General features: G+C 42.4%; 20 protein-coding genes. 5 read left to right on the top strand and 15 right to left on the bottom strand.

Annotated elements, in window-relative coordinates; all coding sequences use genetic code 11:
• Positions 1 to 140: 140 nt before the first annotated feature.
• Positions 141 to 2,156 carry a hypothetical protein gene (locus CHI14_RS02840; RefSeq protein WP_095286915.1) on the bottom strand — a complete coding sequence of 672 codons (2,016 nt, stop codon included), beginning with the start codon at positions 2,154 to 2,156 and terminating at the stop codon, positions 141 to 143.
• Between the two features lie 156 nt (positions 2,157 to 2,312).
• On the opposite strand from CHI14_RS02840, the gene CHI14_RS02835 reads away from it, so the two are divergent.
• Positions 2,313 to 3,170: an AraC family transcriptional regulator gene (locus tag CHI14_RS02835; protein ID WP_095286914.1), complete on the top strand. Its 858-nt coding sequence runs from the start codon at positions 2,313 to 2,315 to the stop codon at positions 3,168 to 3,170.
• Positions 3,171 to 3,531: 361 nt separating this feature from the next.
• On the opposite strand, the gene CHI14_RS02830 is transcribed toward CHI14_RS02835, so the two are convergent.
• Positions 3,532 to 4,419, bottom strand: coding sequence for a LysR family transcriptional regulator (locus CHI14_RS02830; RefSeq protein WP_095286913.1), 888 nt, complete (start codon positions 4,417 to 4,419; stop codon positions 3,532 to 3,534).
• 115 nt (positions 4,420 to 4,534) lie between these two features.
• On the opposite strand from CHI14_RS02830, the gene CHI14_RS02825 reads away from it, so the two are divergent.
• Positions 4,535 to 5,923, top strand: coding sequence for an MFS transporter (locus CHI14_RS02825; RefSeq protein ID WP_095286912.1), 1,389 nt, complete (start codon positions 4,535 to 4,537; stop codon positions 5,921 to 5,923).
• A 190-nt stretch (positions 5,924 to 6,113) separates the two neighbouring features.
• Here CHI14_RS02825 and CHI14_RS02820 read toward each other — a convergent pair whose 3' ends face one another.
• From CHI14_RS02820 to CHI14_RS02810, 3 genes are all read right to left on the bottom strand, one after another.
• A complete protein-coding gene (locus tag CHI14_RS02820; RefSeq protein ID WP_141236630.1) occupies positions 6,114 to 6,647 on the bottom strand; it encodes a hypothetical protein in 534 nt (177 codons plus the stop codon).
• Positions 6,648 to 6,743: 96 nt separating this feature from the next.
• Positions 6,744 to 7,304 carry a DUF4367 domain-containing protein gene (locus CHI14_RS02815; protein ID WP_170947996.1) on the bottom strand — a complete coding sequence of 187 codons (561 nt, stop codon included), beginning with the start codon at positions 7,302 to 7,304 and terminating at the stop codon, positions 6,744 to 6,746.
• 392 nt (positions 7,305 to 7,696) lie between these two features.
• Complete coding sequence (locus tag CHI14_RS02810; protein ID WP_095286909.1) at positions 7,697 to 8,323, bottom strand: TetR/AcrR family transcriptional regulator; 627 nt, start codon at positions 8,321 to 8,323, stop codon at positions 7,697 to 7,699.
• Between the two features lie 121 nt (positions 8,324 to 8,444).
• Here CHI14_RS02810 and CHI14_RS02805 point away from each other — a divergent pair, with 121 nt between their 5' ends.
• Positions 8,445 to 10,013 (top strand): FAD-dependent monooxygenase, encoded by a 1,569-nt coding sequence (locus CHI14_RS02805; protein ID WP_095286908.1) that lies wholly within the window; start codon positions 8,445 to 8,447, stop codon positions 10,011 to 10,013.
• Positions 10,014 to 10,232: 219 nt separating this feature from the next.
• On the opposite strand, the gene CHI14_RS02800 is transcribed toward CHI14_RS02805, so the two are convergent.
• From CHI14_RS02800 to CHI14_RS02790, 3 genes are all read right to left on the bottom strand, one after another.
• Complete coding sequence (locus CHI14_RS02800; RefSeq protein ID WP_095286907.1) at positions 10,233 to 10,664, bottom strand: universal stress protein; 432 nt, start codon at positions 10,662 to 10,664, stop codon at positions 10,233 to 10,235.
• Positions 10,657 to 11,895 (bottom strand): CynX/NimT family MFS transporter, encoded by a 1,239-nt coding sequence (locus CHI14_RS02795; RefSeq protein ID WP_095286906.1) that lies wholly within the window; start codon positions 11,893 to 11,895, stop codon positions 10,657 to 10,659. Before CHI14_RS02795 ends, CHI14_RS02800 begins: the two co-directional genes overlap by 8 nt.
• Positions 11,896 to 12,114: 219 nt before the next feature.
• Positions 12,115 to 12,675: a helix-turn-helix domain-containing protein gene (locus CHI14_RS02790; protein ID WP_095286905.1), complete on the bottom strand. Its 561-nt coding sequence runs from the start codon at positions 12,673 to 12,675 to the stop codon at positions 12,115 to 12,117.
• Between the two features lie 419 nt (positions 12,676 to 13,094).
• Between CHI14_RS02790 and CHI14_RS02785 the strand changes: the two genes are divergently transcribed.
• Positions 13,095 to 13,937 carry an NAD(P)-dependent oxidoreductase gene (locus tag CHI14_RS02785; protein ID WP_249280979.1) on the top strand — a complete coding sequence of 281 codons (843 nt, stop codon included), beginning with the start codon at positions 13,095 to 13,097 and terminating at the stop codon, positions 13,935 to 13,937.
• Positions 13,938 to 14,207: 270 nt separating this feature from the next.
• Here the strand turns inward: CHI14_RS02785 and CHI14_RS30790 are convergent, their stop codons facing one another.
• The 4 genes from CHI14_RS30790 to CHI14_RS02765 form a co-directional block, all read right to left on the bottom strand.
• The gene (locus CHI14_RS30790; RefSeq protein ID WP_095286904.1) at positions 14,208 to 14,432 is read right to left on the bottom strand and encodes an S-layer homology domain-containing protein; all 225 of its coding nucleotides are present in this window, start codon (positions 14,430 to 14,432) and stop codon (positions 14,208 to 14,210) included.
• Positions 14,433 to 14,598: 166 nt separating this feature from the next.
• Positions 14,599 to 15,357, bottom strand: a complete 759-nt coding sequence (locus CHI14_RS02775) for a helix-turn-helix domain-containing protein (RefSeq protein WP_095286903.1) — start codon at positions 15,355 to 15,357, stop codon at positions 14,599 to 14,601.
• A 565-nt stretch (positions 15,358 to 15,922) separates the two neighbouring features.
• Entirely contained in the window at positions 15,923 to 16,429 is a 507-nt protein-coding gene (locus CHI14_RS02770; protein ID WP_095286902.1) for a hypothetical protein, read from the bottom strand.
• 267 nt (positions 16,430 to 16,696) lie between these two features.
• Positions 16,697 to 17,485 carry a glucose 1-dehydrogenase gene (locus CHI14_RS02765; RefSeq protein WP_095286901.1) on the bottom strand — a complete coding sequence of 263 codons (789 nt, stop codon included), beginning with the start codon at positions 17,483 to 17,485 and terminating at the stop codon, positions 16,697 to 16,699.
• Positions 17,486 to 17,989: 504 nt separating this feature from the next.
• Here CHI14_RS02765 and CHI14_RS02760 point away from each other — a divergent pair.
• Positions 17,990 to 18,646, top strand: a complete 657-nt coding sequence (locus tag CHI14_RS02760; protein WP_095286900.1) for a TetR/AcrR family transcriptional regulator — start codon at positions 17,990 to 17,992, stop codon at positions 18,644 to 18,646.
• Positions 18,647 to 18,810: 164 nt separating this feature from the next.
• Here the strand turns inward: CHI14_RS02760 and CHI14_RS02755 are convergent, their stop codons facing one another.
• From CHI14_RS02755 to CHI14_RS02745, 3 genes are all read right to left on the bottom strand, one after another.
• Complete coding sequence (locus CHI14_RS02755; RefSeq protein ID WP_095286899.1) at positions 18,811 to 21,033, bottom strand: MMPL family transporter; 2,223 nt, start codon at positions 21,031 to 21,033, stop codon at positions 18,811 to 18,813.
• A gap of 201 nt (positions 21,034 to 21,234) precedes the next feature.
• Positions 21,235 to 21,906 (bottom strand): response regulator, encoded by a 672-nt coding sequence (locus CHI14_RS02750; RefSeq protein ID WP_095286898.1) that lies wholly within the window; start codon positions 21,904 to 21,906, stop codon positions 21,235 to 21,237.
• Positions 21,903 to 23,117 carry a sensor histidine kinase gene (locus CHI14_RS02745; protein ID WP_095286897.1) on the bottom strand — a complete coding sequence of 405 codons (1,215 nt, stop codon included), beginning with the start codon at positions 23,115 to 23,117 and terminating at the stop codon, positions 21,903 to 21,905. The genes CHI14_RS02750 and CHI14_RS02745 overlap by 4 nt, the downstream gene beginning before the upstream one ends.
• Positions 23,118 to 23,244: the final 127 nt, after the last annotated feature.

Here is a 23,244-nt window from a genome sequence, read left to right as displayed (position 1 = left end):
GGTTCCCCCTTGCAAGTTCATTGCACAGATCGTTATATTTATTGCGCGAAAAGACAATGAGATGATGAGCTTGCGAAAAAAAGTCGCTGATTCACTTAGAATCAACGACTTGTACATGGCCTTTTCTGGGCCCAATGAATTCACTCATGCTCTGCGGCTGCATGAGATGTATGCTTGACTCCATCGTCTGCATAATGCCAGTAATCGCCAGCAAGTCCTTCGATGATCGATCCGCTGGCCCAAGGCATCAGGCAAAACCAGGTGCTGGCTGGTGAGCCATCCGCATACTTTTCGGTGACCAACCCTTCCGAGTGACAGAACCGTTCGGACATCCATCCTTTTTTGCCATATCCGAATTCCTGATCATAGCGATTGTAGGTCTGGCAGCCCCAACCGATCGTATCCATCATCCGCTGACGTACATAAGAATCTTCCCGCTGCTGCACATAGTATAATAACTCGTCCACCAGGTTACTGGACATGGGGTGAATGTGCGGATTAGCTACGGAAGTAACACTTCCTCCGGAACTGGACCAATTTAATGTACTGAGCGGCGGAATCTTGACAGGTGAGTTGTAACAAAATTTGAAACTGAACTCATAGCTGATTGCATCTCTCATGTGGTCGAGAAACAGATCATCCCCTGTCAATGCGTGTAGAAACCGAACAGCCTTGATGTAAGCCAGAATGCCTTCCGAATCAACCGCCTTATCCGCATCGAGCGGAGTACCGTAACATTCCATATGTTTGACATAGGTTCCATAATAATGGGCTTCACTTCGTCTCAGTTCATCCAGAGAGGTTAGATCTTGAGTTAGCCAACTGTAATATGCCATGGCCGCAAGACACCAGACTCCACTAAAGGCATCATATTCAAGACCTGCTCCTGTTCGCTCGGACAAAATAGTAGGATATTCTCCATCCGTATTTTTTGTACACTCGAGTCGTTCAAGCACCTGCTTGACATAACCGAACCAGTCATCGTGCCTGTGATTACGAATGCGCTTCTCATAATCGTAACACTTGAGAATATAGAACATCGCCTGCGCGACCAGGTAGGAAGAATGCCCAGGCGTACGCATCCCGTCGAACCACCATCCTTTAATGCTCCATTTGCCGTCCTGATAGGCATCATAAGGTAGACCGGATTCAGGATTCATGGCATGTTCGATAATATTCGTAATGCAGGACAATGCCTGCTGCCGCATGGACTCATTATTCAGACGAAGTGCAGCCAGCAGCATCGGTGCAGCTATAGTCATGCCATTGGTCCAACTGATCGAGATAATTTTGTTGAAACGGAAATTTCCGGTGGCAGTGTCTTCATATACAAACGTGGAGTAATGACGATCTTCTGGAAGCCAGGCATATTCGTGGATGGCATTGGATAGATCCGATACCGTTGTCCGAATGTTGCTTCCTTCTCTTGGCTGCTCGTGATAGCGATCATAGATCGACTCCATCGCGGAATTGATACCAAGCTCCGATGCGGACTCATAGTGGTACAGCTCAAGGACGAGTCCAATCGACTCCCCTGCCTCCAATTCGAAGCAATTCTCCCCGAGGGGAGCTCGCTCATGAACTAGTCTTGATTTGATAAACAGCAAGGGAGCATTCTCATATCCCAACGTGTATCCGACCGTCCCTTTTTCAATGGAACAAGTGAATCCTCCGTATTTTACAAACGTTCCCTTCATCCCTGGATACCACTGCTGCTTCTGCCTTCCTGTGTTGATCCAATAAGGACTTGCGCTTAAACCAAATATCTGGCCTGTATCATAGACAAGTGCGGTCGGGTGAGATAGGCGATCACTTCGGACCATCCACCATGGGGATGAAGGGCGGGACGGATTTCCCTCCCTGATTCTTGGAAATTCATTAGGGACATTTTGCGGGGCTTCACCCCGATTACGCCCATACATAAAAGCAGGCAAAAAGAACCTCGGATTCTGATTGTCAAACGGCAGCTCTACATGAATAACTCCGGCCCAGTGGGTATCACCTTCATTGCAGATACATATACGGGCTTGCCAAGGGTCCTCTGCACTTCCCGTCCCGCCTTCTATATGTACGTCAGCCTTCAGGTCATGCTCGGTCAATGATGTATACTCTACGTTCTCCTGTACTCGGCTTCGTGCCGTGAAAATCAGCTCCATTATTTCCTCCAATCGCGTTGTAAGGTGCTCATTTAGAAAACGCTTGCAAATTTTAATCCCAAATGCTAGGATGGTTACATTTTAAAGGTTCAGCTGTGCAATTTCATTGCATAAATCATTATAATTATTGCGCGAAATAACAAGGAGGTACGTTATATGGATGAATCTCTGGAATACCTGTTCGATCCCATTCAGACTGATCTATTGTATCTTCATCGTATTACCACCTACAACATGGGTACATTCTATCACCGTCATAATGCGTATGAGCTTTATTTGTTCCTACGGGGACATGTGAATTTCTATATTGAGAATCGCTGTTATCATCTGCAGCAAGGCGATCTGCTTGTTCTCAGCCCGCAGGAGATGCACCGTTCCTTTGCGCTGGACAATAATGAATACGAGCGAATTACGATAAATTTGAAAAAGTCATATATAAATCGCCTGTCCACCCCAACGACCAACTTGTCAGCATGTTTTGACTATCGTCCTAAGGGCAAGGGCAATATCGTGCATTTGGAGGAGGAACAACTGCAACAAGTGCTGCAATTAACGAGTGAACTTGAGTATATTCTCTCTTCTAATGATTATGGCGCAGATATCCTTAGAAACAATGTGATTGCGCAACTATTGGTCATAACGAATCTTGCTTTTCAACAAACGGAATTCGTCCCAACGGACATTATGCCCGAACTGGTTCGGAAAACGATGGATTATATTGAATGCAATTTGGTGAGGGAACTGACGCTTGAGCATTTGTCAGAGGTGTTATACACGAACAGCAGCAAAATTAGTCGACAATTCAAGAAGCATACCGGACTCACGATTCGATCATACATTCTGAATCGGCGCATCGAGCTGTCTAAACAGTATTTGACTGAGGGCATGAGTATAACGGAGGCGTGTTATCAGTCGGGTTTTGGAGACTATGCCAATTTCATTCGCAGCTTCACCAAGCAGGTGGGGACTTCTCCTGGCAAGTTTGCCAAAAACGGAATTCTTGCTGAACTTTAATCAAGCACATCTTGAATTGAGGTGAATATATGGACTTCCCAAGATGTGTCTAAAGTCGATGTTCAGCTCTGGAGCAAATGGTTCCACTCTAGAAGCAGTTCTGTTTACCCCTAACTCCACTGATTCCACAAAACAGCCCATTTCTCACTTTTAAGTTCGTAGTAATGTTGGCTTAAATTCTTTTGAAACATCCTCCCTAACACAAAGCTCTAAACAAACTCTTGGGCAAGAGCTTGTACCGATAAAATAAAAAAGCCGCTAAAATAGCGACTTGGGTGGGACCATGTTCTTGTCCTTCAACATTTTCTTTTCCCCTCAGCGAATAAACGGATATTTAGAGAGGGTATTAGTTGTCGGATAATCAAAGGGTCTGTTTGGATATCGACCCGAAGTATTCCACAACTACCTCACGGAATTCGAGAGCAGCCTGCGATATGTACCGACTCCTGTGCCATAACAAAGCGATCTCCCGTACCAACTCATGATTCTCTACTTTGAGATATTTGATATGTTCCCCAGAATACCTTGCTGTACTTGGTATAAAGGCTATGCCAATCCCTGCTTCCACTAGAGAGCTTAGCCTTGCAGGTTCATCGCCTTCATACACATATGTAGGTATAAATCCAGCCGATTTGCATATAGAATCCACCAGATCGCGAGTACCGTAGCCTCTTTTTACCCCAACAAAAGATTCATCCCTTAGCTCAGTCAAAGATATGCTGTTTCGGTCAGCAAGCCGATGCCCTTTGGGAACAGCTACAAGAATCGGGTCGACGAACATGATTTGACATTCAATGTCCTCCCCTCGTATAGGAGGTGAGGACAAGCAAAAATCAACCTCTCCTCTATAAAGAAGCGTAACCATTTCCTGTGTGGTTAGCATTTGCACATGAAATAGGATATCAGGTCGCTTGTTTCGAAACTCTCGAAGGATCTGAGGCAATGTGCTTGCGGTGGTCACCGCCAATTCGAGTGTGCCATGTTCTGGGCTGGACAAATCGCTAATCTCCTGCTTCCCCTGTTCCAATTCAAACAACGCTCTTTCTGCACGGCGATAGAATCTGCTTCCAAACTCATTCAATCGCAGTTTCCTACCTACTCGATCGAATAAAGGGACCCCCAAATCCTCCTCTAAGCGCCCAATCGTTTTGCTTAGTGATGATTGAGTGACATGCAGACTTCGTGCTGCTTCGGTCATATGTTCCAAACGAGCTACCTCGAGAAAATATTTCAGTTGTAGAAGTTCCATTTCACACCCTCCCCTCATTCCCTTGAGTCAATGAAATCATAACATAAAATGCATTGGAATAAATAAATGATTTCAAGTACGATGATGACACAAATATACAGAGTGGGGGATTGAAATGAGTATTCGCAGTAGGTGGTTGATGATTGCCGTTGGACTAGGGATTCTATTGAACCCATTGAATTCTTCAATGGTTTCAGTTGCTATTCCAAAGCTGCAAAATGTGTTCCATCTCGACTTTACAGTGGTATCCTGGATTATTTTTTCGTTCTATATTGCGAGCGCTATCGCTCAACCGATCATGGGAAAAGCCAGCGATTTATTCGGTAGGAGGAGGATATTTCTTAGCGGACTTGTTGTATCCTTCGCTGCATCATTATTAGCTCCACTATCCCCAAACTTTGGATGGCTCATCGTATTCCGCATTGTGCAATCCATCGGAACAAGCATGATGGTTGCGGTTGGAATGGCCATTGTGCGAATTCATATTACGGAGAAACAAGCAACTGCACTGTCAATGTTGTCCATATTCCTATCCGGAGCGGCAGCAATTGGCCCCTTTATTGGCGGGGTCATCATTCACTGGTGGGGCTGGCCTGCTATCTTTTTGGTTAATATTCCTTTCGTGGTAACAAGCTTTTTATTAGCTTGGAGGCATATTCCTAAGGATGATCCGTCTACGACATCCGTTGCTCGCAACATGTCCTTTCGCAAATGGTTTGATTTGATTGATGCATCAGGAGTTCTACTATTCACCGTGGGTCTCGTTGCTCTGCTCGTTGGATTATTGTCCGCAAAATCATCTGGTCAGATTTCATTTAATAACGTTATTGTCGGACTGATTGGCTTCGTTGGACTTGCAGCTTTCGTGCGACATGAGTTAAAAGCGAAGGCACCCTTCATTCCTTTACGCACATTCGCAAAATATCCTGCAATGACTTGGATCAATGTCGAATTCATGATCGTTAACCTGCTTTTTTACTCTCTCTTTTTCGGGCTTCCATCCTACTTGCAAATCGTACGTCATGTCAGCGAGTTCCATACAGGGATGCTCATGCTAAGCTTAGGATTGTGCTCGCTCATTGCTTCTCCAATAGCAGGTCGATGGATCGATAAATCAGGACCCAGGCCAGCATTGCTTATGTCCGGAATGCTGATGACATTGGGGTCCGTGTGGATCACGACACTGGATCAGACTTCACCGGTTATCAGTGTGTGTCTGGCTTTAGCTGCTTTCGGTATTAGTAACGGGTTGAACAGTGTTGCTATGCAAGCGGCCTTATTCAGAAGTTCACCAAAACAAATTATAGGTGTAGCATCTGGAGTATTCAATACCTCAAGATACCTGGGAACCATTCTCTCTTCTTTACTGATTAGCATTGTAATGGGAGATAACTTCAGCTTCGAAGGATTTCGAATACTTGGGATGATCCTGACGTTAATTGCCTTGTCAATTGTATTCATAAATTGGCGGCACAAGGAGACAGGACAGTTGCATGAGTCCTAGTTATCGGACAGATGTAAGTTATCCTTCGTTACCTCAAGAGAAAGCGGCAGCTGATCGTGAAAATCGGCTGCCGTAATATCTTGTTGAATTAACGTTTCCCGTTAGTATAATGACGGCAGGGTAATCTTATCATCTATTCATTAACGATATTTGCCGAACCAACTTATTGTCTTTATTGAAAAGAGCAACTTCATTCAAAGATACCCATTGTAATTTTCCGAGATGTTGAGCATAAGCCCATTCGTTTGGGCGATCCCAATGCCTCTGTACGAAGAACTTCTTGATCTGATTTATCAATGACAATTAAGTTACCCATTACAAAAGTTACTTCATGCACAATATATAAACCTGCTTTTAATCTTCTGTCAGGACTTGAAATTAGTTTTCTCCAAATCCATTCGTTTCTCATATCTGCTTCAATTACTTTTGAGAACGCCTGCTCGAAAGAATCTGAATCCCATCCCTTTTCAGGAATGACCTTATGAAGCCCTTTTCTTAACAAATCAAATGTCACTTGTTTCTTTTGTTGATCATTCATCAAGAAAAATGAATCAACAGGAAATTGTATTTGCGTTTCGCAAACTCCTCCATAGGTAACTACTCTAGGATCAGTAACTTCAGATACACAACTAATTAATACCTTCCATGCATCATTCGTTTTATATTTTCCAAAATAACGTTCGTAAAGAGAAGCAATGCAACGTATTTCATCTCGGAATTGCACTCTTTTTCTTCTCCAATTGACTTCATTATCTTCAGCTGTTCTTATGACCGACCGGCTCCTACACGACATTGAAGTAAAGTTCTCCTGTTAGTTGAATCATTTCATTGATTTTGCTAAAGCGATCATTTCCTCTTTAGTTAATTCTCCACTGTCAATTTCAATAAAAGTATCATTGCGGACCCATCGTAGGTATCCACCTGGTACATGGTTAACCCATGGTTCATAACGCCCTTCAAATCCATTTATGTTAATTTTCTCACCACGTTCACTAAACTTAAAATTCTCGACTACAGTTCTTGTTGTACTTGTTTGGTTATGAACATCAATAGTAGTAATAACTCGGTTTATTTTATATTCAACCGCCTTATGTTCTTCAATTCCAAATAAATATGTCTTTCCTGATTCATCAAAGAAATGAAGTTTAACTTTTGAAACGGATTGACCTGGAATAAACGGATATGGTTCCTTAATTTCCAATCTATAGATTTGATCTAAAGAAGAAGGTGTAAATATTTTGAAGTCTGTAACAAGTTTCAGCCTGTCCAATTCAACATTTGAAAAAGCTAACGTAGGTTTAGCTGATACAATGCGTTGGTTAGTGTTGATTTCAACAGAAAATATAAAAATGAAAATCAATGAAATAATCCATTTAAACAAAGACATTCCCTCCTCGTTGAGGATATTATGCCCTTGTTAAATTTAACTAACCTGCCTGTTAGTTGAATGAATTGAAGGGCAAGATACGATTAGATACGCCTAACCGGCAATGGGACCATGTTCTTGTCCCTCGACACCCGCTAAATATTCTTCTATGGACATTTCTCAATACCACGACGATATTACAACAAAAAACCGTTAATATTAAAATTAACGGTTTTAAAAATTCGATATTTTTACATATGAATCAACTATTTTTTGAGATTTCACTCGATGTAGTTTATTTGCTTATTGATAACTATACTTGAGAGCTATATTGGGGAACGATTGATATCTCATCTCAATGATTTCTGTCCCGAGAGGAACACTGATCTCCTCACTTCTCTTCCCTGCTATTTTCCATAAGCGCAAAGAAAGACACGTACGCCTTCTGTGATGATACGTTTGGTTTGCTCCTCCTCCAAATCGCCTGCTTTTATCGGTTGATCAAATACCAACAAAAACGTTAAGGCAGCAAAGTGCTTTGTAGCTATTACAGGATCTGGCACAGCGAGCAGTCCGGCTTGTCCAAACTCGGTAAACCTCCTGATTATCCCCTCTTCGGTTGCGTTATCGAGCTTTTCCAAAAACGATCCTGGCAGGTTGGCGGCTTCCATTGTAACCAGACGCATCAAAGCGCTGTAATCGGACGAACCCTTCGCAGAAGCTACAAATTTTTCGCAGAATAAGATGAGGGCCTGCTCCAGATCCTCGAATTCCAAGAGGTAGTCTGATATCCCTTGCTTGATCATGTCCAGAACCGCCTCACTGGTTTCTTCCACAACAGCAAGCAGCAAGTTCTGTTTGTCCCCATAATAATCATAAACGGTCCGTTTGGAAACTCCCGCTTTAGCTGCGACTGCATCAACGCTGGAGCGATCAAACCCATCTGAAAGAAACAGGTCTCGTGCTGCCGCAATAATTTTAGCTCGTTTATCTAAGGAGCCTTTGCGGATTTTTTTGTTTACCGTATTATCCATCCTTATGTTTCCCCCCTACAGGTATACTATCAAAAATGAGTTCCACTTTACAAACTACACTGCACGGTGTAGTATAATCAATGCAGCATATCAATATCAATGATCAAGGAGGAATTTATCCATGAAAACCGCTCAGTCTTTTGTTGATGTTCTCATTGTCGGGGCTGGACCAACAGGTCTTACACTTGCCTGCGACCTTGCCCGTCGAAACGTCGACCATCGTATTATTGAACGAAGCGCCTTATATAACGTAGCGTCTCGCGCCAAAGCAATCCAGCCCCGCTCGCTTGAGGTTGTTGATGATTTGGAGGCCGTTCGTTACATTATGGACACAGGTGTTGTGGATTTGCCTGTTCGTTACTATACCGAAGATGGCAGGAGTGTCGACAAGCCTGCTATTACCGTTGCAGCCAGCGCGAAACTGGAGACACCCTATCGTGATCCGGTCTGGATTGCTCAGTATGATGTGGAAAAAGCATTGCGCGAACGCTATGCGGTGCTTGGCGGTCAAGTCGAGTTGGACGTTGAAGCTGTAGGGCTTGAACAGGATGTGGATGGTGTGACGGTAACCTTGAATACACCGCTAGGAGAAGAGCACATTCGCGCACGTTATGTCGTCGGCGCTGACGGGGGCAAAAGCAATATCCGCAAGTTTATTCACTTACCGCTGGTTGGGGAAACACACGATGATGAGCGATGGTATCTTGGCGATGTACGACTGGAAGGGTTGGATCGCGATCATATTCATATCTGGACATCTTCGGAGGGGATGGTCGGGGTGACACCACTGCCGGAATCCGATATTTGGCAGCTGCAGGCTACAATTCCGGCAGACATCGAAGAACCAGAGCAGCCATCGATAGAGGCGTATCAAGCCATGTTTGACCGTCGGGCCGGGGCAGGACTTGTTCGGCTCACGGAAGCTTCCTGGCTTTCCATCTACCGGGTCAATGTCCGTATGGTTGAATGTTACCGTAACGGCCGGGTCTTCCTTGCCGGCGATGCTGCTCATGTTCATTCGCCGGCCGGCGGTCAAGGCATGAATACAGGGATGCAGGACGCGTACAACCTCGGCTGGAAGCTGGCGACTGTCATACGCGGAGCAGACACCGCCTTGCTCGACACTTACGATGAGGAGCGTCGCCCTGTTGCTCAAGCCGTGCTTGAGGACAGCACGAAGAAGATGAAAGATGTCATAGGAACGGCGACTGAAGGCGGAGGGTTGTCCCAATCGTTGAGTACCATATCCGACGATCTGACGAGTGGGCTTCTCATTTCCTATCGGTCAAGTTCTCTTACCCGCCCGTCTGCTCGCAGGAATGTTACCCGTTCATTGCCCGGGGATCGTGCTCCTAATGCCGAGGGTCTGCAAGGTACAGGGTTTGCAGGAAGTGTATTTGACCTGTTGCGCGGCTCACACTGGACTCTTTTGGCTTTTGTAAACCGTACAGATCATCTTTCTTTGGAAAACTTCGCCTACGACGAACTCCATGTGCATTGCATCCTTCCATCGCATGCGGAAAAAGTGGAAGGAATAATAGATACCGAAGGGAATACCTATCGGATTTACGATGCAGCAAGTAATGAACTCGTATTGATTCGTCCCGACGGTTACATCGCACTGCGGGCCTCTATTAATGATACCGCATCGCTTTCGAATTATTTGAATTCCATTTATCGCGCAAATTGATTTGGTCAAGGCCAGCGGAATTTGTTTCAACATCTCATATGGTAGCATAGGAAGACTCAACCGTATGGTCGACAGGTCTCCCTCCATTCATCTTCAGCGTCAGCATTTGATCAGCAAAAAGGAAAAAGAAACAGCGGCATTGTAGGACACAAAATCCTAGAATGCCGCTGTACGTTCCCTGTTCGTATATCAATACATCATCTCTGCAGTACAGAGGAGTTAATGAACAATGAGAACTGGGCAATTTGCCAGCTGTGAAACCTTGTGGCTGACACTTCCAAGCATTATTTCTTTTATGCCGCTTAGCCCACGGCTTCCAATAATAATGAGTTGCTGCTCAGTATCCCTTGCATATTTTAATATTTCATGTGCAGGGTTTCCCTTAAGATGAATTGTTTTCGGGTTAATCCCCGCAGATTCTAATTTGGATTTGGCCTGTTGTAATTGTTCCAAACTCGCTTTCTCCATTTCGTTCAATATGTCTTCCAGGAAATTCTCTGGTACATATGTCATGCCATTCGATACATATTCCTGGCTGACATGAATCAAGGTAACTTGAGTTGGTTTGTTGCGGGCTATTTCAACGGTTGCATCGAGGATTTTGTTCATTATTTCATCTTGATCAATGGCCACCATAATGTTTTCAAACATTTTTATCTTCCTTTCCGTGCAGCTCGTAACGATATCGTTTACCAACAATACGGTTTCCTGCTGCTCCTATACCAACTAAAAAGAGTAAGACCGAAGCGCCAAGCAGAATGAAAAGTGGCAGTTTCCAGCTATTTGTCGCATCATGCAGATATCCTATAAGGGCAGGACCAACTGCGGCAAGAAGATATCCGATCGATTGCGCCATGCCTGACAGTTCTGCTGCTTGATGCGCATTTTCAGTACGTAATCCAAAAAACATCATAGACAAACTAAAGGCGAACCCTCCACCAATTCCAAGTATTATGATCCACAACAATATGATATTGGAACTTCCATAAAGAAGTCCGAGCGTTCCTGTCAAAAGCAAAGTGGTTGTGATGCCCACTAACAAACGTTGGCTAGACATTCGCCCAGCAATAACGGGAACAACAAATGTAAATGGAAGCATGGCTAACTGCATGATCGAGAGGTACCATCCTGCTTGGTTGGAATCAATTCCTTGTTGCTTTAAAATTTCGGGCAACCATGCGATCAACACATAGAATACCATTGATTGTATACCCATAAACAAGGTTACTTGCCAGGCAAGAGCAGATCGCCAAACATTCACATCGTTGCTGTCCTTCTGTTGGCTCGTCGTGGCTGTTTGTCTCGTTTGATTTCTTAATTGGGGTAACCAACAGAGGATCGATACGAAGCTTAAAATCCCCCATATTCCCAATGCTCCCTGCCATTTTAGACCTGCGTTCACGGCTAGCGGTACACTGATTCCTGATGCGATTGCTCCACATAAACTCATTGAAATGGAGTAAAGACCTGTCATGGAACCCATTTTATTTGGGAAATCCCTTTTGATAATACTGGGCAATAATACATTACATACGGCAATTGCGAACCCAAGAATTGCAGTTCCTATATACAGATTAGCTGCGCCAGATAAAGAACGTATTACAATACCAACAGTCAGAAATATGAGTGCAATCAAAATGATGCGTTCAACTCCATACGTTCGTCCTAATTTGGGTACCAGAGGTGATAATAAAGCAAAGGCAAGCAAGGGTAGCGTTGTTATGAGGCCGGCTAATGTATTTGAAATTTGAACGTCATCCCTTATGAGACCCACTAAAGGCCCGACTGAGGTCAAGGGCGTACGTAAATTAGCTGCAATCACAATAATGCCGAGAATGATAAATCCTACAGAGGATGGTACGGCTTTTTGTTGGTTCGGCATTCTTCAATTCTCCTTTCTGAATTCATACATATGGTTTGTTTCCTCCTGATTGAAAAAAAGAGACAATAATATCCGCGCGGACAATAAAAGTATATTATAATATATTATTATTTACAATAAATATTATATAATATATTTTTACATCGTTAAAAAACAAAAATACAACTCTGAATTCCCGTCATGGAATTCGAAGTTGTATGATAAGTAGAATTTTGATTTTTAGAAACCATACTTTAAGGAGATATGGAGCACTGTTTCGCTATTCGTGTGATTGGTATAAGAGTGAGGACAATCTGCACGAAAACTGATCGTATCATATTGATTCAATGTGTGAATCTCATCGTTGACTTGAATTTCAATGGAACCCGTCATTACTGTTGCAATTTCAGTTGTATTCACATGATGACCTTCAGGGTGATACGAGCTATTCGGCTGTAAGTAAGCTCGACACATTTCAATACCGTTGCTTTTAAAGACAGGTTCAATGACCCAATTTTTTTGATCATTAGAAAATCGCAGTCCTTCACCTGCTCGATACAAACTAACAGGGTCTTCTGATTTGAACAAAGCCAATAGCGGTAAAGATATGCCTTTTGATATTTTCCATATAATCGCCAACGTTGGATTGGTCTCGCCACGTTCGATATTCCCCAAGGTAAGTTTGCTTACACCTGTTAATTCCGCTAAGTCATCCAAGCTCATATTTTTTTCTTTTCTGTACTTTTTCAAGGCACCGCCCAATTGTAATACCATTTGTTTTGATTCATTGACTTCATCCATTAAATATTCACCTCAACCATAAACTGTTATAGCTAGTATATTGTTTATCTGAATTCTTTTCCATACGATTAGTATTTGTTCTTTCACTGGCTTCTGTTAATAAATGTGTTAGGAAAGCCTCCCTCTTCAATATATAGAAATAATGAATATCGTTCACAAGTAGCTGAGATTTACAACATTTTACTTTATGTTTAAAATGATTTTTTAAGACAAGGGATCAAATCCTTTTTCACTGGAAGTTCTCGTCCTGATCATTGGCCTATCTAACGGGTTTTATTCGAAGAATGATATTAGTTATGAAAGGTGGTTCAGCAATGAAGATTCTAATCGTTGGCAATTTTAACGAGACCTCAAAATCAAATATTGCAAGGTTTTTTCCGCAAGACTGGAATGTTGTAATTGTGCCGCCCGGACAATAAATGCTGCATCATATTGAAGATTGCCAGGTAATCATCCCTGAACATATTAAAGTGGATCACAGCCTGCTTTCTGCCGCAAAAAAATTAAAATTGGTACAGACGGGTGCGGGATTTGATAATGTAGATGTTCCTGCCTGTACACAGCTCGGCATTTGGGTCGCTAATGCTGCAGGAGTGAATGCACAGGCAGTGGCCGAGCACGTAATGGCAATGATATTGTCTTTTTATAAAAACATACCGTTTCTTGATTCGTTCATGAAAAACAAGATGGATGAAAATCAATTGGACTATACAGGGAGTGAATTAAAGGGCAAAACGATTGGGATTATCGGTTTGGGTGCTATCGGAAAAAAAGTAACTGCGTTTTGCAAGGTTTTTGATATGAATGTGCTGGCTTATGCGAGAAATGCCAATGTACAATCCGATGGTTTTGTGAGAATGACGGATTTCGATACTCTTGTAAGCACAGCGGACATCGTCACTGTACATATTCCTCTGAATCAGCAAACCAAACAACTGATCAACAAAGCGGTATTCAAGAAATTGAAAAATACCACACTGTTTATCAATACAGCCCGCGGCGGGATTGTCAACGAAACAGACTTGATTGATGCATTAAAAAACGGGGATATTGCAGGCGCATGTCTGGATGTGTTTGAATCTGAACCGCTTCCTATGGACAGTGAGCTCCGTAATCTGGGTAATGTAATACTCACCCCCCATACAGCAGGAATGCCTGATGGTCGGAAATTTCATAAAGAAAGATATGATTTCTTTATAAAGAATATAAAACGTGTAGAAAATGGTAAAGAGCCTGAAAGCAAGCTCAATCAGATATTGTAGTTTTGGTGCAATAAATAAATGAGCTATCGGATGCATTTCGAGTAAAAAAACTCGTGATTCTTGGCGTGGCATCCGCGAATTTCATCTTCTTCGTACGTCTACGATTCGAACTCATTACTGACCTAGCAATGTCCTCAATCTCAATGGGCAAGTACAGATGTTGTTCTTTGAGATATAAGACTCTTTAGACGCTTGGCTATCCTTTTTGTTAGAGGTTAGTTTAAAAAAGCGCCCACCGCATCGGGGCGCTTTTTGTTCTTTGTCACTTCATTATAAAAGTTCAAGCATCGTTTTAACTTTGGAGTTTAACTTTAAAGAGTTAAGGAGAAGTTGCAATGCTTCGGCTCTTGAAGCTGTGCTTTTAGCATTGAGGTCCCCATTTCCATTCCCTTTAATAACACCGGCTTGGGTTACGATTTGAATCGGATTGGAGTTATCAATCTTGTTTTGGATTACCCCTTGTAAATCAACGATCTTGCATAGAATTACGGCCATCACTTCACGTGTAGAACAAAACAGATATAAACTCTAAGCAAAAAAAGAAGGTAAAAATGGAGCAGAGCTAACACAGCAAACTGCTCCAAGATGATGTTGTTTAAACATACGTTTCCCCTTAGCTGAAAAACAGATTCGGACAACTAATTCAAATTAAGGCAAGATTTTACGAAAAATCAAAGGTAAACGAACTAGGTTTACTTACAACCCTTTGAACGATTGAGAACAACCGCGTAGCAATATCACCTTTAACATTAAGCCTATACCCACCTCGAACTCTATCCACAAAGCCGAGTTCAATGCAATCTATTATTATTTTGTCAAAATTCATGTCCGCGGGTAGACGTGAGCGAAGTATCGAATCCTCTACTGGAGTGAAGTCAGGCTGTAAGTTTTCATTATTAAGCAATAACTCATTTAGCACTGTTATAATATCCGCAGGTAAAATGTTCATTGGAAATTCAACTGATTCATGCATTGCTTCGGTGGCTTCGTTTAAAAAAAGTGATGTAGCGATGCAAACTAATCTATCTTTTGCCCACAAACCCAATCCAGATGGACCTAACTGGATTTGAGTTAGTGATGGATTAGATGCTGGTACTGGTGCGTTTTGAGATGTTGCAGCAATGACCTCACCCAGAAAATTTATTTTTTGTTCTTGGGTCATCATCCGAAGTTCCATCCTAATTTGAGGAAGCATGGCTTGCAGATTACTAACTATTCCATGCAAAAAGTCTGTTGTGCATTCAAATACGGTTGCCAACTTCGTTATAAGAGATATGTCCGGTAAAGAGTCCCCTTTTTCCCATTTGGAAACTGCCTGTGCACTAACATTTAGTAACAGCCCTAATTGTTCTTGTGTCATACTTTTACTACGGCGAAGCTGACTGATTCTTTCACCCAAACCATTAGCATTCGCTTGCATGGTTTCTAACACCTCCCATGAATTTATACATTAATTATAATCGTGTCTTTTTTCCGATTGTATGGAGGTGTGTTTTACAACTAAAACACTGGTTGAATTTCTGTATTCACGGTTGAACAAAAGAAGTTCATATTGAGCTATCGTTTTCCGATAATTCAACTAATTAGAGGAGATAAAGCGTTTCTGGTCTTCTGTTACCTGTAACTCAATACATTCAATAAAGTTTTCCCACGTTATTTCTCTAAATTCCATTAACCATCATCCCCCATTTGGCTCTCTGCCCTATAGTCTACAAAAATCGAAAAATAATAAAAACCTTACAAAGTATAGTGATTTTCATTCAACTAACCTGCTCGTTAGCTTAAAAAAGCAGCAGATCCCCTTGATCTGCTGCTTTCTTGCTCTGATTGTGCCATCACTCTCGGACATATACTTAACTAATAACATTACCTCATCACCTTTTACTCCAGCTGGTTATTGGTTGTAAGTAATCCCGTTCGAAGTGCATTTTTGACAAATACCCAAGTACTTTAGATCTATTTTGTAAATATATCAGCGATAAAATTTAATTAATAAGCGAAACTAGCGTTTTTATTTCGTTATTTATGGATAAGATGTTTCTCCAGATTTTCTCATTCAATATTCCATCTTCATTCATTAATTGGCTCTGCTGCAGTGATAGATCTTTATAGAGAGAAGACAGCTTTTTCAAAAGATCCATCTGTTGTATTGTGGGTTTATTTTCTTTGAATGTTTCGTAAATCCAGTCACTCGTATTGGGACCGTTGAGCAGATGTTGATACTTGTAATCAAGAGCAACATATAAGGCATCGGATTCATAACCGTAAAGTGTGAGCAAGGACCTTACAAATTCAGTTTCAAGCTTATTATTCTCCACTGCGTAGGTCAACGTATCGCTAATCCGCAGTTGCGTTTGCCATATTACTCCGTTTAATAAATATATTTTTTTGAGATTATCGCTTTGTTTTTCCTGGAACCTTTCTTGGACTACGTATGCTAAAACACAGATAATGATCAAAATGCCAAAGATATATATGATCTTTCTTTTCAAGTGAACACCCCGTTAAAATGAATTGCCCCTATCTTCCGTTCCTTTTGTTCCTCAGAGAAGAAGTATGCCTCAGTAACTCCATCGAAGTCCAGCGGAAACACTCCCCAGAATTGAAGTTGTTCTCTTGATCATAATCCATCCTTTAGCCTGTTAGTCGTTCTTAAGAGAACGCAAAAAAAGAGCAAGCCATCTTTTGGATGACCTACTCCCTATCTTCATTTAAAGCCTCCTCTTAATGACATTGCCAAAGAGGGGTATTTTTTGTTATTAGTATTGGTTCGATTGTCCGCCATCAATAGGAATGACAGCACCATTAATAAATTCGGATTCGCCGGATAGCAGGAAGGCAACAAGACGGCCTACTTCTTCAGGTTTACCAAAACGTCTCTTAGGGTTTACGCTAACAAATTCTTTGCCGGCTTCTTCCCATCCTTCTTCGCCACCGATTTGTTTAAGGGAACCGACAACCATCGCAGTCATAATTGCCCCTGGAGCGATAGCGTTGATGCTCAGGTTATATTGTCCGTATTCGATTGCTGCATTTTTCGTCATACCCGATACAGCGTGTTTACTTGCGACGTATGCCGCCTGATTCAGAACTCCGCGAATCCCGCCAACAGATGCAACATTGACAATGGAACCGGATTGTTGCTCTTTCATCACTGGAAGAACGTATTTCATGCCATAAAAGACACCTTTAAGGTTAATATCAATGACTTTGTCAAACACTTTACTGTTATATTCGGCTGTAGGAGCCTGAGTACCTTCGATCCCCGCATTGTTGTAGAAGCCATCGATGCGACCAAACTTTTGAACCGTATCAGCTACATATTTTTGAACTGCTTGCTCATCAGATACATCAGCAGTAAGAAGAAGAACTTCTGCCTCAGGTGCAACTTCCAGAATCAATTTCTTGGTCTCTTCAAGTGCAGGTTGATTCAGGTCAACGAGAGAAAGCTTGGCACCCTCTTTTGCGATTTCAAGTGCCGCTGATTGTCCAAGACCTGAGCCTGCTCCAGTAATTAAAACAACTTTTGATTCAAAACGTTTACTCATGATCCATACTCCTTTATTAAGTGAATTAACGAAATGTTCGTCTATTTTAGATGAGAATAGAATTCTCAATAAAATACTTACATTGGCAATAATAAATCACAAAAAATTCACTTACAATAATCAAACACCATCCAAAGTGTCAGCTAAACAACGATTTATACTCATATGTTCACCCAAGTAAGCAAAAATAAACATTTGTAATCGATTATGTTGAAACTGTCATTCTCATATGCAAAGCTTTCCATTCAAAAAAAGTCACTCAGGAACAAATCCTGAGTGACTATCGGCTATTCTGGCAATCACAATGCAAGGACGTCGGAAGGAGTCCAAGTGTATATTGAAGTGTGAGCTTGACGCATTTATAATGAAGTCCCCCTTTATAGCTTATCTTGGCTAGTGTTCTGATTAAGGTTATTTGAGTATAAAATCGTTCAATACCTTGCTTCGTTGACAAATAGAATCGCAATTGATAGCATAACCTGAGTTACAAAAGACAAGGAGGTTATCCCTATTCAACCCCGACAACGCCAGGAGAATGAGCGAAGCGAGCTGCGAGAGAAACGTCGTTTAAGCATCATTCAAGCTGCCATTTCTATTTTCACACAGCAAGGATTCGAAAAGGCTACCATGCAGGAAATTGCCAAGGCTGCAAGCCTTGGCGTAGCTACTGTATTCCGCTATTTCCCCAAGAAAGAGCATTTGATTGTTGCTGTTGCTTCATATATTGTTCAGTCCGAAGTGGTTATCTTTGAAAAGATTGTGCATGGAGAAGGAACATGTTACGAGAAATTAAACGAAATATTTGACACCCTGATTTTCTTTCAGCAAGCTGAGCATCAACAAAACTCCAAGTTGATAGAAGCCTTTGAATGCTACGTGGCGCTTTCCAAAGAGCCTGTAGAGCATATGGAATTGTATCAAACGGAATATAGCAAAATTATTGCTCTGTTTACCGAATTGGCAGCACTGGGAGAACAGGATCGTTCGGTCCGTGCCAGTTCAAATTCCGTCAACATTCTACTTACGATGATGAATGTATTCGGAACATTTTCCAAGAAAATGTCCATGCTGGAAGGTATCGATGCATTCAACACTCGCGTTGACCCATCCGAGCAATTCAACTTACTGAAAGGTCTTTTTCTAGATTCTTTGAAACCTTGACTTCAATGACGTTTGAATGCTTAACTGATTCCTAAAATGTTAAGGAGAAGGCACTGCAGTTGTGGGCAGCCCCCTCATCCCCTACTTTTTACAGCTGGTGAGTATCACTATCGTCGATTCACTCCTGAGGAATATCTGAGATACGATCGGTGAGTAGACGGAACTTAGCCATGTTTTTCACTAGTAACTGTCTTTCCGGTAATGGTTTGATCAAAACCACTGGCGGCTTTATGGTTTTCTCTCATAACCGATTCGCCTTCTACATCGATGTTAGGTAACAAACGATCAAGCCATGCAGGAATATACCAGGCGCTTTTTCCAAGAAGGGTCATTATCGCTGGCACAAGTGTCATACGCACAATGAAAGCATCCACGAGTATGCCAAATGCCAGGGCTAATCCCATAGATTTGATAATGGTGTCCTCTGCAAAAATAAAGCTGGCAAACACGGCAATCATAATCAAGCCTGCAGCAGTAACGACAGGCCCACTATGGTTTATCCCGCTTTTTACCGATTGTCTTGCATCTCCAGTATGAGTGAAGTCTTCACGCATTCGGCTGACAAGGAACACCTCGTAATCCATGGCAAGTCCAAACAGAATTCCAGTGACGAGAATGGGAAGGAAACTAAGCACCGGTCCAGGCTCAGGGATACCGAACATACTGGCCAGATAACCGTCCTGAATGACCCAGACAATAAAACCGAGTGTTGAACCTAGTGTGAACAGAAAACCAAGTACAGCCTTAATCGGTACAAGCAATGATCGGAAAACGAGCATGAGTAGTACAAAGGCCAGACCAACAATCAATAAAGCGAACTTAGGTAATGCCTGTTGCAATTTCTCAGAAATATCAATGTTTACCGCAGTTCCACCAGTAACCATAATCTCGACTTGTTTATTGTTTTGTTGATCGGCTTTTTCGCGTATGGTCTCCACCAGTTCAGTCGTACGAATGTCGTGCGGGCCTGTCTTAGGTAACACTGTAATGATGGCTGCATTTCCCGATGGACTCGGTATTGCAGGTGTCGCACTAGAGACATTCGGTAGATCGCTGATGTAAGCCGTTGCTTGAGCGATTGCTGATTGAGGATCCTCACTATTTTTAGCTTTAGCTACAATAACGAGTGGGCCGTTGAACCCTTCACCGAATCCTTCAGCCATGAGATCATATCCACGACGCTCAGTCGTTTCTGTCGATTTCAGGCCATTGTCCGGCAAGCCCAGCTGCATATGCAGAAAAGGCAAAGTACATATGATTAAGACGGCAATACATAGAATGGTAGTAAGCCAAGGCTTTCTAGTGACAACTCGACTCCATGCGTTTTCGTTTGTTTTCTCCTTTTTGCGCCCAGACCATTTTCTCAGCCAACGATTTTCGCAAGAAGGACTAATGCGGTCCCCTGCTGCAGCTAATATGGCTGGTACGAGAATGATCGCAATGAGGACAGCTACAAATACGCTAATAGCAGCCGCTAGTCCCATCATTGTAATGAAAGGGATTTGTACGACGGATAAACCCACTAGCGCAATAATTACAGTCAGTCCTGCAAATACAACCGAGCCTCCTGCTGTTGCATTAGCCTGAGCGATGGCTGTTTCTCTGTCATATCCTTCTGCCAACTGCTGACGGTACCGTGACATGATAAATAGTGCATAATCAATACCGACTGCTAAAGCAAGCATGACTGCTAATGTAATGGAGAAGGATGACATCGATACGAAATTAGAACCAATAATTACAGTCATCAGTCCAATTCCGAGTCCTATGACCGCTGTAAGTATGGGTAGTCCTGCTGCTAAAAACGAAGTAAACGTGAACGCCAAAATCATGAAGGCAATAAGGATACCAATAACTTCGGATATGCCTCCAACTTCTATTTCAGAAAATGCAACACTGCCTCCTATCTCTGTTTGAATCCCTTCCTTACCGAGCCACTCTGCAATGTTCAACACATGCTCTTTCGAGTTCTCATCCACTTCACTGGCAGGTTTGGAATACGTAATGTCCGCATAACCAATCTTTTTATCTGCGCTGAGCGTCATTGACTCAAACGGGCTAGCTACAGATTTGACTGATAAATCTGTCTTTACATCTTTCAAGGCTTGCCGAATGTAATTTTTGTTTGCCTCGGAAGTCAATGTATCATTTTTCGCTTTGAAAATGAGCCTGATCTGACCACCGTCATCTGATGATGGGAACTCTGAGTTTAGGATTTTCGCTGCCTGATCCGACTTCGTTCCTGGTATAGTCATTTCACCGGTAAACGAAGTACCCATACCAAGTCCTAAAGATGCAAGCACAATAAGAAATGCTAGTCCCATCGTTATTACCATTTTCCGATTTCTCGTTGACCAACCCCCGAGACGATATAACCATTTTGCCATAGCTTATTTCTTCCCCTTTCACTTCCACAAAAATCCTAGAGCTGCCTAAGGAAACGCTCTGTACCCCCATAGTAACGAAATAAAAACAAAAAAAAATCGTACGAAAGGGCAAGCCTTTCATGTACGATGGGGCATAGAAGGGATAGGACAAAACGGGCATACCATTATTTTATCTTTGATTACGAAAGAGTGCCTTACAAGTTACAAGTGTAAAATCCCCTTTTCGACAGCTACTGCAACAGCTTCTGATCGTGAATTGACTCCAAGTTTGTTGTAAATGTTGGTGAGGTATGCTTTTACTGTTCTCTCGGCAATACCCATATCAAAAGCAATATCTCTGCTGCGTAAACCACGAGCCACGGCTTGTAAAACGAATAACTCTCTCTCACTAATCAGGGCTGACTCCTTGTCAATTAATAGTTGTGGCTGTGTTTTGGATTCTTGAGAAGACTTCGCATGAAACGCAAAGACTCTTGACGTTATTTCAGGTTGAAGCAGTGTTTCTCCACGAATGGCAGAATCCAACGTTCGAAATAATTGTTCTCGGCTCGTATCCTTGAGCAAGTACCCTTTGGCTCCAAGGGAAAGTCCCTCGATCATCAAGTCATCTTCGTTGTATGTCGTTAAGATAATGACAGGTATACGAATGTGTTGCTCGTTCATACGTTTCAAAGTATCTAAACCACTGAGTCCCCCCGGCATATTTAAGTCCAGTAGAATGACATCAGGCTGTTTGTCTAACATAATTCGTATAGCTTCTTCTCCTTCCTCAGCCTCTCCGACAATTAGATAATTGTCACTGGTCTCCAATATTAATTTAAGTCCTTCACGCACCACCCAATGATCATCTACGATGAGTATGTTATATTTCATTCAGACTTCTCCTTTTTCAGTGGAACACGAAACAAGATAGTCGTTCCTTGTTTACCGCTCTCAATTTCAATACTGCCACCTATCAACCTAGCCCTTTCATTCATCCCGATCAAGCCATAGTGTCCGGATTGTTTTCCGATTCGGTCTACGCTAAAGCCCCTTCCGTTATCTCGTATAATAAGATGGAAATCTTCTTTCTCTATAGCCATGTGAATGGTTACGCTCGTTGCCTGGGCATGCCTGGCTATGTTCATTAGCGATTCACTTAAAATGTGCAATACGTGTTCCATGCCTACTTTGGATATGGAACTGGGAGCATTCCCGTCCAAAACGATCTGGATTCCGGTCGCCTGTTGGAAACGTTGAATTTGTTCCTGTATTGCCTCTCCGAAGGTAATAGCCGGTGTTGCCTTGGTTCGAAGGTCATCAATGGCTTTGCGTGCATCAGCCAATGTTTTGCGTGCTTGTCCCATTGAACTACGGATAATCTCGTGGGCGCGCGGAAAGCTTCCTCGATTCATGTGCTCATCTACAGCCTCCAGCTGCATTATAATACCGGCGAGTCCTTGAGCTAATGTATCATGCAGATCTCTTGCCATACGTTGTCGCTCGCTTGTTAGCGTCAATTCCTCTACTTTTTGATGAGCCTTCTCCAGCTCATGCAGAAACGTTAATGTTCTAACACGGGCGTTGACCTGACGATAGAACAGCACCGCATAGGAGACCACGACAACGATCATCATTAACAGTAATAGAATTAACAAGGCGACATCCATGCCAGATCGTGTAAACAGGGTTACCGTGCAGAATAATAAATATAATACAAACGCAACTAGCACAATTTTCGCTGTCTCATAATAAATTGCAAGGGTCTGTCCAATCAATACCGGAATTAAACCAATCAATACAGCAGGCATACCATCTGGCATTAACATGGCACTTCCGAAAATTAACCCTGATTGAAGAAGAATGTAGAGTAATTTGGATCGTTGTATAAGTTTGTTTACTTCCCAGTATACGATCGTATGAGTTAACATTACAGCTACAAAGAAAATACTGGGTACTAATATAGGAGCTGACATGGTTTGCAGGATCAAAGTAGCCGTGGCAACAAGCCAAAGCCAGATCAATATCGGAATACGAGAAGACGCAATCGGGTCCGTTTCTTCATTTATTCCGGACGGATTCGTCTTCTTCCGTACTATTTTCATGGGATCACCTCTTGTATAAGTCATTATAGTCCAAATTACGACCAAAAAGAGGTACGATCGTGCATGCCCTTTCGTACATACCCTATTGTAATGAAAATCGTCCACAAGTTAGACTTAAGGACGATAA

It is taken from the genome of Paenibacillus sp. 7516 (assembly GCF_002272715.1).
Taxonomy (GTDB): Bacteria; Bacillota; Bacilli; order Paenibacillales; family Paenibacillaceae; genus Paenibacillus; species Paenibacillus illinoisensis_A.
The sequence above is the reverse complement of the archived record's forward strand: the minus strand, read 5'-3'. Positions and strand labels throughout refer to the sequence as shown.